Origin of the sequence: Streptomyces sp. NBC_01476, from assembly GCF_036227265.1 — a bacterium.
Taxonomy (GTDB): domain Bacteria; phylum Actinomycetota; class Actinomycetes; order Streptomycetales; family Streptomycetaceae; genus Actinacidiphila.
On sequence record NZ_CP109446.1, the window covers coordinates 1,015,873 to 1,032,093 of the forward strand.

Here is a 16,221-nt window from a genome sequence, read left to right on the forward strand (position 1 = left end):
GAGTAACGGATCGCGCGGTGGGCCCCGGGGTGCCCGTCGCGGACACCCCGGGGAGCGTTCAGACCGGGAACGGACCGGTCACAGGGAGCTCTGCCGGACCACGCCGGCGACGCCGCGGGCGACCGCGAGCACCTGGCCGCCGGGACCGGCGGTGGCGCCCAGCGCGCCGTCGAAGGCGCCACTGACGAAGGCGCTGCGCGGGAACCAGCCGCCCCAGCTGTCGGCCGCGCTGTCGTAGGTCCGCTGCCAGAGCGTGTAGTCCGAGGCGCGGGCGAGCAGTTGCACGGTGCCGCCGGTGGTGACCAGCGTCGGACTGCCCCCGATGGTGCCGCCGAGCGAGGTCCACTGCGACCAGGTGCCGGAGGCGTCCCGTACCCGGCTCCACACCGCGTCGTCCGCGGCGCGCACCGCGACATGGACCCGGCCGGCCGCGTCGGTGACCGCCGACGGGCGGCCGTAGAGCGCGGGCCCGGCGGGAGCGCCGATCGAGGTCCAGCCGCCGCTCGCACCCCGGCTGGTCACCGTGCCGTCGGCGCCGGTGGCGAAGAGCGTCCAGGCGCCGGGGCCCTGGTACGCGGCGGTGGGCGCGTCGGCGAGCTTTCCGCCGAGATCCTGCCAGCGGCCCCAGTGACCGCCGGTGAGACTGCGCAGGTAGGCGTGGCCGTCCGTGCCGCGCACGAAGACGTCGATCCGGCCGCCGGCCGAGGCGTAGGCGGCGGGCTGGCCGAGGAAACGGCCGCCGGTCGGGCCGCCGAGGTCGGTGGCGCGCCCGGTCCACTGCCCGCTCCGGCCGGTCTGTTCACGCAGGTGGCCGGCCGCGTCCCGGGTGAAGGCGGTGAGCCGGTCGCCGTCGCGGACCAGCGCCGGGTCGGCGCTCGCGGCGGGGCCGCCGAGCTTGACGCCGGGGGCGTCGTCGGTGCCGGTCAGGCCGAGCATGACGGTGCCGTGTGCGGGGACGGTCACCGTGTAGCCGCCGGTGTGCGTGCCCTTGCCGGCGCGCTCGCGCAGGTCGCGTACCGCCACCTTGCCGGTGAGCCCGGCCTGCGCGAAGGTCAGCGTCCGCTGGGCCGGCTGGTCGGAGCGGTTGAGCAGCACCACCGCGCGCCGGCCGGCGCCCTGGAGGACCTTGCTGTACGTGTCACCGGTCGCGTCGGTGGCCACCCGTACGCCCTGGATGCCGAGCGGGTCCTGGTCGACGGCGAGGATCTCCGGGTTGCGCAGGGTGTCGAGCATCGCCTTCGGCAGCGTGCGCGGGTCGGAGCCGATGACCAGCGGCGAGGCCATCTCGGCCCACATCACCAGCTGGGTGGTGGACTCCTCCTGGTTCAACTCGTAGGAGCCGTCGGGGAGTGTGCGCATCGGGATGAGGTAGTCGGGGTCGTTGAAGTGGCCGGGGCCCTGGGCCTCGGGGTGCCAGGCGTTGGCGTCCATGTTCCGCAGCACATTGGGGAACTCGCCCGGGGTGGGCGAGCCGTACGCGATGTCGGTGCCGGTGCGCCAGGAGTCGGCGGTGGTCGGCCCGTAGACGTAGGTGTTGTGCGCGTCCTGCTCGGGGGTGTGCGGCAGGCCCCAGTCGTCGGTGAGCGGGTTGCAGAGGTTGAGCAGCATCGGGCGGCCGGAGGCGGCGACCGCGTCGCTGAACTGCTTGAAGGCGGGCCCGGGGTCGAGTTTCTCGCCGATGCCGCAGAGGAAGTCGACCTTGATCGCGTCGATCTTCCAGCTCGCGAACTCGTCGGCGTCCTGCTGGTAATGGCCCCGGCTGCCCAGCCCGCAGCTGGCCGGGTCGTAGTCACCCGCGTCGGTGTAGATGCCGGCCTTGAGGCCGCGGTGGTGCAGGTAGTCGACCAGTGCGGGGATGCCGGAGGGGAACCGTTCGGGGTTCGCGGTCAGCCGGCCCTGGGCGTCACGCGGGTTGTCCGCCTGCCAGCCGCCGTCGAGCCAGACGATGTCGTAACCACTGCCGCGCAGCCCGCTGCTGACCAGGAAGTCGGCGACGCTCTTCACCTGGGTCTCGGTGGGGGCGCCGAGACCGTAGTACGTGTTCCAGCCCATGGCGGGCGTCGGCGCGAGGCCGCTGTCGTAGTACGCCGGCACCCCGGCGTCGCCGTGCCCGGCCGGATGGCGGTCCGCCGCCTGTGCCGCGCCGGGCACCGCCAGCGCGAGCAGTGCCGCGGCGCCCACCGCGGCCGCCGCCCGCCGGGCGCGCACCATCCCTGAACGATGCGAAATCACGTGGTTCTCCCGAAGGGTTGGGGTCATCGACGAGAACTGTGCGGGCGGCACCGAGGGGTGTCAACGATTATTACTAATAAACTAAAATTCGCAGGCAGACGCCGCGCTCCGGCCCGGGGAGCGCCGCGCGGCCCGGCTCGCGCTCCCCGCCCGCCGAGTCATCCGATGTCACAGGCCCGGGACGCGGCAACTCGCGGCGGAGGACGGCCCGATGGGACAAGTCATCCGAACTCTGCGCTGCCGCCCGGGGATTGGCGGGGCGGATCGGGGGCACTACAGTCCCTGCCGTCCGCTGCTTGTCCCTGCCGTCTCCTGCCGACTCCTGCCGTCTCCTGCCGTCTCCTGCCGACTCCTGTCATCCCTGCCGTCGCTCCACCGGACACGCCACACACTCCTCTCCCCCACACCAGGAGTTCCCTGTGCCACGACATGCCTCCTCCCCCTCGGCCCGGCGGGCGAGGGTCCTGCTCACCGCCGCCCTCGCCGTAGGGCTCTTCGTCCCGCTGACCGCCTGGACCGTCTCCGCCGCCACCCCCGGCACGCCCACCGCGCCGGTCGCGCCGGTCGCGCCCGCGGTCCGTACCGCCCATGCCGCGCCCGCGCCTGCCGCTGCCGCCGACGGCTGGACCGGCACCTGGTCGGTGTCCCCGCAGAGCGGCGGCCCCTCGTACAGCAACCAGACGCTGCGGCAGATCGTGCACACCAGCATCGGCGGCAGCTCGGCGCGGCTGCGGATCTCCAACGCCTTCGGCTCGGCGCCGCTGACCGTACGGGATGTGCACGTGGCGCAGCGCACCTCCGGGTCGTCCGTGTCGGCCGGCACCGACCGCGCGGTGACCTTCGGCGGGCAGACCTCGGTGACGATCGCGGCCGGCGCCGTCGCGGTCAGCGACGCGGCCTCGTTCACCGTCGCCGCCCAGTCCGATGTCGCGGTGAGCTTCTACCTGCCGAACGGCACCGGCTCGGCGACCTACCACCAGCAGGGCACCCAGACCAACTACGTGGCCGGCGGCGACGTCAGCGCGAACGCGACCCTCAACGGCGCAGCCACCACTGGGAGTTACGCCTTCCTCACCAACCTCGACGTGCAGAATCCGGCGGCCCAGGGCGCGGTGGTCACCCTCGGCGCGTCCATCACCGACGGCGTGGCCTCCTCCCAGGACTCCAACAAGCGCTGGCCCAACGACCTCGCCCGGCGGCTGTCGGACAGCGGCCGTACGGTCGGCGTGCTCAACCAGGGCATCAGCGGCAACAAGCTGCTCACCGACGGCGCGGGGCAGAGCGCGCTCAACCGCTTCGCCCGGGACGTGGTCGGCCAGCCGGGAGTGCGCTGGGTGATCTTCTCCGACGACCCGATCAACGACGTCGGCGTGGCCAACCCGCCCAGCGGCAGCCAGCTCATCGCCGCGCTGCAGCAGTTGATCTCCCAGGCGCACCAGGCCGGGATCTCCTTCCTCTGCTCGACGCTCACCCCCTTCCAGGGCTCGGGCGGCTGGTCACAGGCCGCGGAGAACTCCCGGGCCGCGGTCAACGCCTTCGTCCGCGGCGCGGGCAGCGGCTGCGACGCGGTCGTGGACCAGGACACCGCGACCCACGATCCGGCCAGTCCGACGCGCTATCTGCCCGCCTACGACGCCGGTGACCATCTGCACCCGAACGAGGCCGGGTTGCAGGCCATCGCGGACGCGGTCGACCTCAGCGTCTTCGGCGGTCCCACCCAGCCGGCCGGCAACTGGATCGCGCTGCGCTCGCACGCCAACGGCAAGTTCGTCTCCGCTCCGGAAGGCGGCGCCTCGGCGCTGATCGCGGACAGCGACTCGGTGGGCACCGCCCAGGAGTTCGACGAACTCGACCAGGGCAACGGCCTGATCGCGCTGCGCTCGCACGCCGACAACCAGATCGTCACCGCCGAGAACGCCGGGGCCGCACCGCTGATCGCCAACCGGGCGTCGGTCGGGTCCTGGGAGACCTTCCAGCTCCTCCGGAACCCCGACCAGAGCTACAGCCTCAAGGCGCAGGTCAACGGGAAGTACGTGACGGCGGAGAACGCGGGCGCCGCCGCGCTCATCGCCAACCGCGACGCGATCGGGCCGTGGGAGGAGTTCGACCTCGTCACTTCCTGAGGCCGCGGACATCCCGGCCGGAAGCGGGCCTGACCCGTGTCCGGAACGGCCCCGGTCGGTCCGGTCAGCCCCGGGGGCGGCCGTTCAGCGGGGGTCGCGTCCGATCACGCGGCCCTGGGCGTCCGCCCGCAGGGAGGCGGACCCCTGCGCGTCGGAGACGGTCACCCGGAGGACCAGCGCCTTGGTACGGGCGTCGTGGTCGACGTCGATCCGCCAGCCGGTGGGTGCGTCGATGCCGAGGCCGCCGCGCGCCTGGCGGACCAGCCCGGGGAGCCGCTCGTACGGCAGGGAGCGCAGGTCGAACGGCGGCTGCGTGTCGCTCGACCCCGCGGTGGCGGCCCAGCGTACGGACATGCGGTGCTCCTCGGCCCTGAAGCCGACCGCGGTCGGGGTGCCGGCCGCCTTGATCACCGACTCCGCGGTACGGCGCAACTCCCCGTCGGCGAGCAGGGAGTCCGAGGTCTCGGCGACCGTCGTGCGGGAGGAGACGGTGCCGGTCGAGGACGTCCAGGACCACGAAGACGAAGGTGCCGACGGTGAAGACGGGGCCGACGCGGCCGGGCTCTTCTGCGGTCCGGCCGCGTCCTGGTGCTGGAAGAGGTCCGCCCGGAAGAGGAGGACCACGACCGCGGCGCCGATCAGCAGCCCCGGGACGCCGACCAGGCAGCACGATCCCTCGGTGGCCGGCTTTGTCAGCAGGGCCGATGCGGGCGCCGAGTCCAGTGCGGCCCCGGCGGCCCGCCGCTCCCATTCCGGATCGGGGCGGGTGACGATCCTGACGTCCCACGGCGCGTCGTCGGGATGCTCCACGACCACGATGCCGCGCGGCCGGTAGTCGGGGATGTCGACCAGGTTGATCGCCTGGGTGAACTCCACCCGGTAGGGGGCACGGTCGTCCGGCGCCACCGTCAGCACGAATCTGATCGGGACGTCCGCGCTCTCACCGTCCATGGCGCGCCGGCTCTCGATCATCGCCAGGGCCGTCACCCTGACCGGAACCGGTCTCCCCTGCCGGCGACGGTGCCCGGTGACGGCAGCCACGACGACGGTGGCCACCAGGAGCCCGGCGCCGGCACAGCCCAGGGCCGCGTTCCCGATGACGATGCCGACCACGACAGCGGCCAGCGCGGCGCCGGTCGCCAGGGCGGCGAGGAATCCGCGGAGTGCGGCGGCCGGTCCCGCCCGCCCGGCCGCGGCGGGCGTGGAGGGCTCAGCGATCGTCACGAACGGCGATTGTGCCGCCAACAGGTGGTCAGCGGAAGGCTTTTGGGTGGAGAGCGCGTTTCCTCCCCGGGTCCGGCCGGCGCCGGTGACCGCCGACGGGCGAGGCCGTACGCCGTGAGGGACGCGGTGCTCCCCGGCCGTGGAGGACGCGGCGCTCACCGGCCGGGCGGACCGCGGCGGCACCTGCCGGTCCGCTCGCCCGCACCCCTGGCGACGAGGGGTGGTTGCCGTGGGCCCGTAGCGGGGAGGGCCGGACCCACGGCAGTTCGGGGGTCAGCGGTACAGGCGCAGGTCGGCCAGGCTCCACCAGTTGCCGGCGGTGCCGGTCTGGGTGACGCGGAGGTAGCGGGCCCGGGTGGGGCGGAGGGTGACGGTGGTGAGCTGGCCGGTGCCCGTACCGGCGGCGGCGGTACGCCAGTGGGTGGCGTCGTCGCTCACCTGGAGCTGCCAGCCGCGGGCGTAGTCGCCGGGGTTGTCACCACTGTCGATGGCGACCGACCGGAAGCCGGTGCGCCTGCCGAGGTCCACCTGGAGGTACTGGCCGGGGCTCTGGGCGGCGCCGCTGGTCCAGCGGGTGGTGCCGTCGTCGTCCACGGTGAGGGCCGGGTCGCCCTGGCCGGCCGGAGAGGTGGTGGCGGTGGCGCCGGTGAGCGGGACCGCGCGCAGGGCGGTGGTCAGGCGGGCCGACTTCGGCCAGGTGAAGGTGGCCAGCGCGCCGCCGGGCAGGCTGTAGTCGAAGGACTGGTCGCCGACGGCGACCGCGAAGGAGCGCGGTGCGTCGTTCTCGTTGTGGACGACGAGCGCGGTGGAACCGTCCGGGTTGCGGAAGGCGACGTCGGTGAGCTGGCCGTTCCAGCCGGTGGTGCCGTAGTTGGTGCTGGCGATCCGTACCGCGCCGGGCCGCACGAACTTCGACAGGTGGCCGATGGTGTAGAACTCCGCGTTGGTGGTGACGGTGCCGTCGGCCGCGACGGTGAGCAGCGCGGTGCAGGTGTCGCAGCCGCCGTTGTGCGGGCCGCCGGCGGCGTCGAGGGCGAGGTTCCAGTCGGCGACGGACTTCGCCCAGTTGCGGGTGGTGCCGACGGTGATGGTGCGGGCGTGCCAGGTGAGGGTGCCGCGGAAGATCTGGCCGGGGGTGTCGGTGGCGCCGTGCGACCCGGAGCACTCGGTGAACCAGATGCCCTTGTCCGGGTGGGCGTCGTGCAGGGCGGACTGGGCGCTCGGGTCCCCGGAGTAGCAGTGGTAGGCGGTGCCCGCCACCCACGTGGCGGCCGGGCCGTCGAGCACCTGGTAGGGGTAGTCGGTCTGCGGGTCCTCGCCGAGTTCTTCCGCGGTGGTGATGTCGTCGGGGTGCGTGGTCCAGTTGTGGTCGTAGGCGAGGATCTTCGTGCGGGGGCTGGCCCGGTGCAGCAGCGGGCCGAGCGCCTCGATGACCTTGGCCTCCTGCTGCACGGGCAGGTCGGTGCCGGGGTACGCGTTGGGCCGGCGGTTCTGCGGCTCGTTCTGGACGGTGAGGTAGTCGACGGGCACGCCGGCCGCCGCGTAGGACTGGACGAACTTCACCAGGTAGCGGGCGTATGCCTGGTAGACCGCCGGGTCGTCCTTGAGGTGGCCGCCGGTCAGGGAGTCGCTGTCCTTCATCCAGGCCGGCGGGCTCCACGGGGTGGCCATGACGGTGAGCTGCGGGTTGAGCTTTCTCGCCTGCCGCAGCAGCGGGAGGATCTGCCGCTGGTCGTGGGCGATGCTGAAGTGCCGCAGGGAGAAGTCGGTCCGGCCGGCCGGCATGTCGTCGTAGGTGTAGTGCGCCGGGGCCGCGGTGAAGTCGGAGGAGCCGATCGGCTGGCGCAGGAAGCTGACGCCGATGCCCTGCCGGGGGTCGAAGAGCTGCCGCATCGCGGTGTCGCGGGCGGTCGGCGGGAGCGTGCTGAGGACGGCGGCCGAGGAGTCGGTGAGCGCGCCGCCGAAACCGTCGACGCTCTGGTACGAGCGGGTCGGGTCGACGGTGATGGTGGTCAGATCGGACGCCCCGGGGTGGAAGGCCACCGGGGTCGACGGCCGCAGTTCCTCGGCGCCGTCCGGGGTGGTCACCCAGACCGAGGCGCTCGGGGCAGCGGGGCCGGCGTGGCCCGCGGGGTGCGACGCTGCCACCGCGGCGGTCGGGGCGGCGGGCACACAGGTCAGACAGAGCGCGGCGGCGGCCACCGCGGTGACGCCGTAGGCGCGTCGTCTCCTCGTCATCGCTCGATCTCCTCGGGCTGGTGAAGGTCTGGAACAGTGAAACAATCTGAAACATTTTCAGCAAAATGTCTGCGCGACCACGTAATCCGGGACCGCCCCGGTGTGTCAATATCCCGGACAGTTCTCGCTCCGGTCCTGGTGTGGCAGCCCTGCGCTGCCGCTAAGCTGCGCACATGAAACGAAACCGTGTAACACGTGGTTAGGCAGCAGGGCACGCGCGCCACGGTTCGCGCCATCGCCGCGGAGGCCGGCGTCTCGATCGCCACGGTGTCGCGGGTGATGAACGGCCATGCCCATGTCGCCCCGGAGACCCAGGAACTGGTGCGCAAGGCGGTGGCCCGGCTCGGCGCGCCGGCGCCGGCCCGGCGCGGCACCGCGAACGGGGCGATCTACGTCCGCTGCCCGTATGTGCTCACCGACTACTTCGGCGTGATCGTCTCGTCGATCGCGGAGACGCTCGACCTGCACGGCCGGCGGCTGGTGCTGAGCGCGGGGGACGCGGCCCGCGACATCCAGGTGCTGGCGAGCCTGCCCACCGACCCGGGGATCGCGGGCGCGGTGCTGATCGTGCCGCCGGAGCCGGAGAAGGAGCTGGAGGCGCTGCGCGCGCAGGACTTCCCGTTCGTGGTGGTCGACCCGCGCACTCCGCTGCCGCCGGACATCGCGTCGGTCTCCGCGGCGCACCTGACCGCGGCCCGCAGTGTCAGCGCGCATCTCGTCGCCCAGGGGCACCGCAGGATCGGCGTGATCGGCGGGCCGGGGGACTGGCTGGCGGGCCGCTCCCGGCTGGCCGGCCACACCTCGGCGCTCGCCGACGCCGGAGTGCTGCCCGCGCCCGAGCTGCTGCGCAGCATCGAGCCGACCTCCGAGTGGGGTTACGCCGCCGCCTGTGAACTCCTCGACCTGCCGGACCGTCCCACCGCCCTGGTCGCCTTCAACGACAAGGCGGCGGTCGGGGTGCTGCGCGCGGCCTACGAGCGGGGGCTGCGGATCCCGGAGGACCTGTCGGTCACCGGTTTCGACGACACCTACCTCAGCCGGAGCACCGTGCCGCGGCTGACGACAGTGCGGCAGCCGCTGGAGGAGCTGGGGCGGATGGCGGTCTCGCTGCTGATGCGGCTGCTGGACCGGCACACCGTGGACACCCTCCATGTGGAGCTGGCCACCCAGCTGGTGCTGCGGGAGTCGACGGGGCCGGCGCCGCGGCCGGCCACCGTGCCGGAGACCTGACCTCGCCGGAGACCTGACCTCCCGGGCGGCCGGCCGCACCGTCACGGCGCGGTGCGGCCGGGGACGCCCGGCGGCATCCGGCGTCCTGCTCTCACCCGGGCGGCCGGTGCGGCCGGTGTGCCCCGCGGGCGACCGTCAGGCGTCGTCCCCGAGGGCGATGTCGACGTGCTGCGGGTAGAAGGCGACATGCCCGGCGATCTCACCGACCGCCGGATAGGGCTTCTCGTACGTCCACACCGCGTCGGTGATCCGGCCGGCGTCGGCGGTCAGCGCGTAGTACGAGGCGTCGCCCTTGTACGGGCAGTACGTCTGGCTGTCGGTGGGGCTCAGCACCCCGGCCGCGATGTCCTCCAGCGGGATGTACTGCACGGGCGGGTAGTCCGCCTCCTGCAAGGTGAGCGCCCGGGTGCTGTCGGCGATCACCCGGCCGCCGGCCCTGACCACCACGCGCTGTGCGGTGGGCCGGACGGTGATCGGGTGGTCGGGGCCGGGTGTCTTGACGGTGCGTTCCATGGCGCTCTCCGATGGGTAGACCGGTCTGTTCCTGCCCTGCCCCGACCGTAGGCAGCCGGGACGTGACCGGTCAAACACTCCCGCCGTCGGCCCTGTTCCCCCCTCCGGTCAGCCGGCGCCGCACCGCCTGCAGGTACTCCCTGCGGTTGAGCGGATTGTGGTCGGTACGGGCCCGTTCCGGCACCGGCCCGGTGACCGGCCGGTAGTGGCTGAAGGCGCTCTCCAGTACGCCCTCGCCGCGGGTCAGGGTGGGCAGAAGCTGCTCCAGGTCGTGCACCCGGGCCGCCGGGATGTCGCCTTCCAGCAGATACCCGCCGCCGAGCGTCCCGGGGGTGCGGGGCACCGCCCGCAGCCGGGTCAGTACGGGCAGCAGCGTGCCGAGCGCGTCCACCGGGATCTCCAGCCGGAAACGGTGCATCGGCTCGTGCACCACCGTGCCGGCCCGGCGCAGTGCCTCGGCGAGCACCAGTGGGGTGAGGTTGCGGAAGTCTCCCGAGGTGCTGGACATGCTCTTGTCGAAGACCGCGTGGGCGTGGCTCTGCCGGGCGTTGTAGCCGGCGTGGGTCATGGTGACCAGGCAGTCGGTGACCTGCCAGCCGTGCAGGCCCTGGAGCAGCGTCTCACCGGCCGTCTCCTCGACCGCCGTGAAGAACGCGTAGGGCAGCGAGCCGAGTTCGACCTCCCGGCGGAACTCCACGCCGCTGCCGGCCGGGGCCGGTTCGATCCGCAGGCCCACGGTGGCGAGGAAGGGGTTGCCGTCCTTCTCCTTGATCTCGAAGGCGGCGCCGGTGCCGGCCGGCCGCTCGATGTGCACGGTGGTGGTCTCCTGGAAGTCCACCGCGACGCCGAACTCGTCCGCCAGCGTGGCCTGGATGACCTCTTTCTGCACCTCGCCGTAGAGCGACACCGCGATCTCCTGGCGGGTTCCGTCCCGGCGCAGTGCGATCAGCGGGTCCGATTCGGCGAGCTGGGAGAGCGCCGCGTGCAGTGCGCCGCGCTCGCCCGGGCGACGGGCGGTGACGACGGTCTCCAGGGTGGGCGGGGCGAAGTGGGGCTCGGCGGCCCGCTCGCCGGGCGGTTCACCGATGGTGTCGCCGATCCGGGCCCGGGTCAGCCCCCACAGCTTGGCGATCCGGCCGGCTTCCGCGGTACTGCGGCGTTCGTCGGTGCCGTGGTCGAAGACGCTGATCGCGGTGACCTTCTGGGCGCGCTCACCGCCGTCGCCCGGTGCGCCGCCGGCCCGGTGGACGGGCACCCGGTCCCGGGTCCTGACCGTGCCCGAGGCGATCCGCACATAGGCGATCTTCTCACCGGCCGGGCCGCGCTCGATCTTGAACACCTCGCCGCTGAGCGGCTTCCGGGGTGCGCCGGTGCGCGCGGGCAGCAGTTCGGTGATGCCGGCGATCAGGGCGTCGACGCCGGCGCCGGTGACCGCCGAGCCGGCGAAGACCGGGTGGACCAGCGCCTGCCGGGTCTGCTTCACCAGTTCGGTCCGGAGCCTGCGGTAGGGCACCGCCGTCTCGTCGGCCAGGCAGTCGGCGAGCAGCCGGTCGTCGTGACCGGCGAGCAGGTCCGCCAGCCGCGCGGCGAAGCCGGGGCCCCCGGTGCGGGCCGCGGCGCGGGCCTCGCGGGTGCCGGGCGCGGTGACCGCGGTCACCGCGACCACGTCCGGGGTGAGCCGGGCCGCGATGTCCTGGAACGTACGGTCCGGGTCGGCGCCGCCGCGGTCGATCTTGTTGACGAAGATCAGGGTGGGGATCCGCAGCCGGCGCAGGGTCCGCATCAGGACCCGGGTCTGCGGCTGGACGCCTTCCACCGCGGAGACCACCAGGACCGCGCCGTCGAGCACGCCGAGCACCCGCTCGACCTCGGCGATGAAATCCGGGTGACCGGGGGTGTCGATCAGGTTGACGGTGACGCCGTCGAGCACGAAGGAGACCACGGCGGACTTGATCGTGATGCCGCGCTGCTTCTCCAGCGCGAGGGAGTCGGTCTGCGTACTGCCGGCGTCGACGCTGCCGATCGTGCCGATGACTCCGGCGGCGTACAGCAGCCGCTCGGTCAGGCTGGTCTTGCCCGCGTCGATGTGCGCCAGGATGCCGAGATTGAGCGATTGCACGGAAGGGTCATGTCCTCGGGGTAGGGAGCGATACCTGTCGGGGCGGGCATGACGGAACCGCGCATGATCATTGCTCCTCGGCCGGGGACGGGTTCGGCTGTGACTACAGCAGAGCCGGCCGGCGGGCGGCAACGGGATTTCCACCGCTGGTGAGGGCCCGGAAGGTGCCCCGCCGGTGCCCCCAGCGACGTGACGTACGCTGACACTACGGACACAAGCACCTCAATCGGACAGGTATGCCGCGAGGGCGGGGTGCCGGGAGTGGAAGGGTCATGCATCTGACGGCGGTTTTGGGGTCGGGGGAACGCGTTCCTGGTTCCCCCGGGCTCACCCCTGGCCAGGTGCTCAGGCTCTCCCTGCCGCTGCTGGTGCTGGCCGCCACCGCGCTGGCCATCTTGTTCACCAGCCCCGGCGGCCACTACGGCCTGTTCCTCGCGGTGGTGCCGTTTCTGGCCGCCGCCACCCACGGGGTGTCGGCGACCGCGGTCATCGGCGCACTGACCGTCGGGACGTACGCCCTGCTGCGGTACGAGGTCAGCTCCGAGGGTGCCGGGGTGTGGTCGATCAAGCTCGGTCTGGTGGCCGCCGCGGCGGTGGTCGGGGTGCTGCTCAGCCAGGCCAGAGCCAGGGAACGCGAACTGCACCGCAGCCGGGACACCGCCCTCACCCTGCAGCGGGGCCTGCTGCCACGGGAATTTCCCGGCAACAGCGCGGTGGAGACGGGGTCCCGCTATGTCCCGGCCGATTCGGCGGCGGGCGTCGGCGGCGACTGGTTCGACGTGATCCCGCTGTCCGGGGCGCGGGTCGCCCTGGTGATGGGGGACGTGGTCGGGCACGGGCTGCACGCGGCGGCGACGATGGGCCGGATGCGGACCGCCGTGCACACCCTGGCCGACCTGGACCTGGCGCCCGACGAGCTGCTGGCCCGGATGGACGACCTGGTGCACCGGATGAACGGCGACCAGGGCGCCGGCGAACTGGGGGCCAGCTGCCTGTACATGGTCTACGACCCGATATCGCGGGAGTGCTGCATCGCCAGCGCCGGCCACACGCCGCCCGCGTTCATCGCGCCCGACGGCGCGATCGAGGTGCGCCCCAACACCGCCAACCCGCCGCTGGGCTTCGGCGCCGCGCCGTTCGAGACCGCCTGTGTGACGCTGCCCGAGGGCACCGTGATCGCGCTCTACACCGACGGGCTGCTCGACCTGCGGCACCGCGAGGCGGACGAGGCGATCACCGCGCTCGCCGCCGCCCTGCTGCCCGCGACCGGGTCGCTGCAGAAGATCTGCAACCGGGTGCTCGACGGGCTGCCCGCCGTGCACGACGACGACATGGCGCTCCTGCTGGCCAGGACCAGGACCCTCGACGAGCGGCACGTGGCGACCTGGCAGTACCCGGCGGTGCCCGAGCAGGTGCCGGCCGCGCGGGCCGCGCTCACCGGGCAGCTGGAGTCGTGGGGCCTGGCCGAGCAGGCTTTCGCGATGGAGCTGGTGGTCACCGAGCTGGTCACCAACGCGGTGCGGCACGCACGCGGACCGGTCACCGTACGGCTGATCCAGGACGACGCGCTGATCTGCGAGGTCTCCGACGGCAGCAGCACCTCGCCGCACGCCAGGCGGGCCCAGCCGCTGGACGAGGGCGGCCGGGGGCTCTATCTGGTCGGTCAGCTGGTGGACCGGTGGGGCACCCGCTACACCGGGAGCGGCAAGACGATCTGGGCGGAGAAGCGGCTCGACCAGCCGGCCGACGACCTCTCGCTGGTCCCCGCCGTCCTGCCGGCGACGCCCGCCCTGGCCGACGAGTAGCGCCGGTGGCCCGCGCGGCTCCCCTCTCCCTCTGCGTCTAGTCCCGGCTGACCTTCCGGTTGGCGCGCAGCCACTCCTTGTTCATCGCGGTGATCGAGGTGAGCGGGATGCCCTTCGGGCAGGCGGTGGCGCACTCCCCGGTGAGGGTGCAGCCGCCGAAGCCCTCGGCGTCCATCTGCGCCACCATGTCCAGCACCCGGGTCTCACGCTCCGGCGCGCCCTGCGGCAGGGCGCCGAGGTGGTTGATCTTCGCCGAGGTGAAGAGCATCGCCGAGCCGTTGGGGCAGGCGGCCACGCAGGCGCCGCAGCCGATGCACTCGGCGTGCTCGAAGGCCCGGTCGGCGTCGGCCTTCGGCACCGCCGTGGCGTGGGCCTCCGGCGCGGCGCCGGTGGGGACGCTGACATAGCCGCCGGCCTGGATGATCCGGTCGAAGGCGGCCCGGTCGACCACCAGGTCCCGGACCACCGGGAAGGCGGCGGCCCGCCAGGGCTCGACGTCGATGGTGTCGCCGTCCTTGAAGGACCGCATGTGCAGCTGGCAGCTGGTGGTGCGCTCCGGGCCGTGCGCTTCGCCGTTGATGACGAGGCTGCACGCGCCGCAGATGCCCTCACGGCAGTCGTGGTCGAAGGCGACCGGCTGCTCCCCCTGAAGGGTGAGGCGCTCGTTGAGCGAGTCGAGGACCTCCAGGAAGGACATGTCGGGTGACACGTCCTCGACCTGGTAGTCCGCCATCGTGCCGGGGGCGTCGGCGTCGTGCTGCCGCCAGACGCGCAGGGTGAGCCTCATGCGTAGCTCCGCTGGGTGGGGTGGACGTACTCGAAGACGAGGTCTTCCTTGTGCAGGACGGGCGGCCGGCCGGTGCCGGTGAACTCCCAGGCGGCGGCGTACGAGAACTCCTCGTCGCGGCGGGCCGCCTCGCCGTCGGGCGTCTGCGACTCCTCGCGGAAGTGGCCGCCGCAGGACTCGGCGCGGTGCAGCGCGTCCAGGCACATCAGCTCGGCGAGTTCGAGGTAGTCGATGACGCGGTTGGCGCGTTCCAGCGACTGGTTGAACTCGGCCTCGGTGCCGGGGACCTTGATCCGCCGCCAGAACTCCTCGCGGATCTGCGGAATGCGGTCGAGCGCCTTGCGCAGGCCCTGTTCGGAGCGGGCCATGCCGCAGTGCTCCCACATCAGTTCGCCCAGCTCGCGGTGGAAGGAGTCGGCGGTGCGGTCGCCGTCGACGCTCACCAGCCGGTGCAGGCGGTCGCGGGTCTCGGCGAGAGCGGCGACGACCGCCGGGTGCGAGTCGTCGGGCGTGTCGGCCCGCGGGTGCCGCGCGAGGTAGTCGTTGATGGTGGCGGGCAGCACGAAGTAGCCGTCCGCCAGGCCCTGCATCAGCGCGGACGCGCCGAGCCGGTTGGCGCCGTGGTCGGAGAAGTTGGCCTCGCCGATCGCGAAGAGCCCGGGGACGGTGGTCTGCAGGTCGTAGTCCACCCACAGGCCGCCCATCGTGTAGTGCACGGCCGGGTAGATCCGCATCGGGACCTCGTAGGGGTTCTCCGCGGTGATCCGCTCGTACATCTCGAAGAGGTTGCCGTACTTCTCCGCGACGGCCTTGCGGCCCATCCGGCCGATGGCGTCGGCGAAGTCGAGGTAGACGCCCTGGCCGCCGGGGCCGACGCCGCGGCCCTCGTCGCAGACGTTCTTCGCGGCGCGCGAGGCGATGTCGCGGGGCACCAGATTGCCGAAGGAGGGGTAGATCCGCTCCAGGTAGTAGTCGCGCTCGTCCTCGGGGATGTCGGCGGGGTTGCGCGTGTCGCCCTTCGCGCTCGGCACCCAGATCCGGCCGTCGTTGCGCAGCGACTCGCTCATCAAGGTGAGCTTGGACTGGTGCTCGCCGGTGCGCGGGATGCAGGTGGGGTGGATCTGGGTGAAGCACGGGTTGGCGAAGCAGGCGCCGCGGCGGTGGGCGCGCCAGATCGCGGTGGCGTTGGAGTTCATGGCGTTGGTCGACAGGTAGAAGACATTGCCGTAGCCGCCGCTGGCGAGCACCACGGCGTCCGCGAAGAAGGTGCTGATCTCGCCGCTGACCAGGTCGCGGACGACGATGCCCCGGGCGCGGCCGTCGATGACGATCAGGTCGAGCATCTCGGTGCGCGGGTGCATCTCGACGTTGCCGGCCGCGATCTGCCGGGAGAGCGCCTGGTAGGCGCCGAGCAGCAGTTGCTGGCCGGTCTGGCCGCGGGCGTAGAAGGTGCGGGAGACCTGGACGCCGCCGAAGGAGCGGGTGTCGAGCAGGCCGCCGTACTCGCGGGCGAAGGGCACGCCCTGGGCGACGCACTGGTCGATGATCTCCACCGAGATCTCGGCGAGCCGGTGGACGTTGGACTCGCGGGCGCGGAAGTCGCCGCCCTTGACGGTGTCGTAGAAGAGCCGGTGCACCGAGTCGCCGTCGTTGCGGTAGTTCTTGGCGGCGTTGATGCCGCCCTGGGCGGCGATGGAGTGTGCCCGGCGCGGGGAGTCCTGATAGCAGAACTGGACGACGTGGTAGCCCTGTTCGGCGAGTGTGGCGCCGGCCGAGCCGCCGGCCAGGCCGGTGCCGACGACGATCACGGTGTGCTTGCGGCGGTTGGCGGGGTTGACCAGCTTGGCGGTGAAACGGCGGGTGGTCCAGCGGTCCGCGACCGGGCCCGTCGGGGCGGTGGTGTCGACGAGCGGGGCACCGGTCGCGTACTGCGTGAAGTCGTTCATGGTC

General features: G+C 72.8%; 10 protein-coding genes. 3 read left to right on the forward strand and 7 right to left on the reverse strand.

Going from position 1 to position 16,221, the window contains the following annotated elements; genetic code table 11:
* Positions 1–78 precede the first annotated feature (78 nt).
* Positions 79–2,211: a glycoside hydrolase family 27 protein gene (locus OG552_RS04520; RefSeq protein WP_329129790.1), complete on the reverse strand. Its 2,133-nt coding sequence runs from the start codon at positions 2,209–2,211 to the stop codon at positions 79–81.
* Positions 2,212–2,651: 440 nt separating this feature from the next.
* Here OG552_RS04520 and OG552_RS04525 point away from each other — a divergent pair, with 440 nt between their 5' ends.
* Positions 2,652–4,355 carry a GDSL-type esterase/lipase family protein gene (locus OG552_RS04525; protein ID WP_329129792.1) on the forward strand — a complete coding sequence of 568 codons (1,704 nt, stop codon included), beginning with the start codon at positions 2,652–2,654 and terminating at the stop codon, positions 4,353–4,355.
* 84 nt (positions 4,356–4,439) lie between these two features.
* Here the strand turns inward: OG552_RS04525 and OG552_RS04530 are convergent, their stop codons facing one another.
* Both OG552_RS04530 and OG552_RS04535 read right to left on the reverse strand, forming a co-directional pair.
* Positions 4,440–5,579 (reverse strand): hypothetical protein, encoded by a 1,140-nt coding sequence (locus OG552_RS04530; RefSeq protein WP_329129793.1) that lies wholly within the window; start codon positions 5,577–5,579, stop codon positions 4,440–4,442.
* Between the two features lie 273 nt (positions 5,580–5,852).
* On the reverse strand, positions 5,853–7,817 hold the full coding sequence (locus OG552_RS04535; protein ID WP_329129795.1) for a discoidin domain-containing protein: 1,965 nt from the start codon (positions 7,815–7,817) through the stop codon (positions 5,853–5,855).
* Between the two features lie 195 nt (positions 7,818–8,012).
* On the opposite strand from OG552_RS04535, the gene OG552_RS04540 reads away from it, so the two are divergent.
* Positions 8,013–9,047, forward strand: coding sequence for a LacI family DNA-binding transcriptional regulator (locus tag OG552_RS04540; protein WP_329129796.1), 1,035 nt, complete (start codon positions 8,013–8,015; stop codon positions 9,045–9,047).
* A 135-nt stretch (positions 9,048–9,182) separates the two neighbouring features.
* Here OG552_RS04540 and OG552_RS04545 read toward each other — a convergent pair whose 3' ends face one another.
* Positions 9,183–9,560 carry a DUF427 domain-containing protein gene (locus OG552_RS04545; RefSeq protein WP_329129798.1) on the reverse strand — a complete coding sequence of 126 codons (378 nt, stop codon included), beginning with the start codon at positions 9,558–9,560 and terminating at the stop codon, positions 9,183–9,185.
* A gap of 70 nt (positions 9,561–9,630) precedes the next feature.
* On the reverse strand, positions 9,631–11,679 hold the full coding sequence (locus OG552_RS04550) for a translation factor GTPase family protein (RefSeq protein WP_329129800.1): 2,049 nt from the start codon (positions 11,677–11,679) through the stop codon (positions 9,631–9,633).
* 341 nt (positions 11,680–12,020) lie between these two features.
* Between OG552_RS04550 and OG552_RS04555 the strand changes: the two genes are divergently transcribed.
* Positions 12,021–13,484, forward strand: coding sequence for an ATP-binding SpoIIE family protein phosphatase (locus OG552_RS04555; RefSeq protein WP_329129801.1), 1,464 nt, complete (start codon positions 12,021–12,023; stop codon positions 13,482–13,484).
* A gap of 37 nt (positions 13,485–13,521) precedes the next feature.
* Here OG552_RS04555 and OG552_RS04560 read toward each other — a convergent pair whose 3' ends face one another.
* Together OG552_RS04560 and OG552_RS04565 are read right to left on the reverse strand one after the other, a co-directional pair.
* Complete coding sequence (locus tag OG552_RS04560; protein ID WP_329129803.1) at positions 13,522–14,271, reverse strand: succinate dehydrogenase/fumarate reductase iron-sulfur subunit; 750 nt, start codon at positions 14,269–14,271, stop codon at positions 13,522–13,524.
* On the reverse strand, positions 14,268–16,217 hold the full coding sequence (locus OG552_RS04565; RefSeq protein WP_329129804.1) for a fumarate reductase/succinate dehydrogenase flavoprotein subunit: 1,950 nt from the start codon (positions 16,215–16,217) through the stop codon (positions 14,268–14,270). Before OG552_RS04565 ends, OG552_RS04560 begins: the two co-directional genes overlap by 4 nt.
* Between the last annotated feature and the right edge of the window lie 4 nt (positions 16,218–16,221).

Bases quoted from the DNA above. Each gene is read 5' to 3' on its own strand.
- OG552_RS04535 (WP_329129795.1), bottom strand. From the start codon at position 7,817: ATGACGAGGAGACGACGCGCCTACGGCGTCACCGCGGTGGCCGCCGCC.
- OG552_RS04520 (WP_329129790.1), bottom strand. From the start codon at position 2,211: ATGGTGCGCGCCCGGCGGGCGGCGGCCGCGGTGGGCGCCGCGGCACTG.
- OG552_RS04560 (WP_329129803.1), bottom strand. From the start codon at position 14,271: ATGAGGCTCACCCTGCGCGTCTGGCGGCAGCACGACGCCGACGCCCCC.
- OG552_RS04545 (WP_329129798.1), bottom strand. From the start codon at position 9,560: ATGGAACGCACCGTCAAGACACCCGGCCCCGACCACCCGATCACCGTC.
- OG552_RS04565 (WP_329129804.1), bottom strand. From the start codon at position 16,217: ATGAACGACTTCACGCAGTACGCGACCGGTGCCCCGCTCGTCGACACC.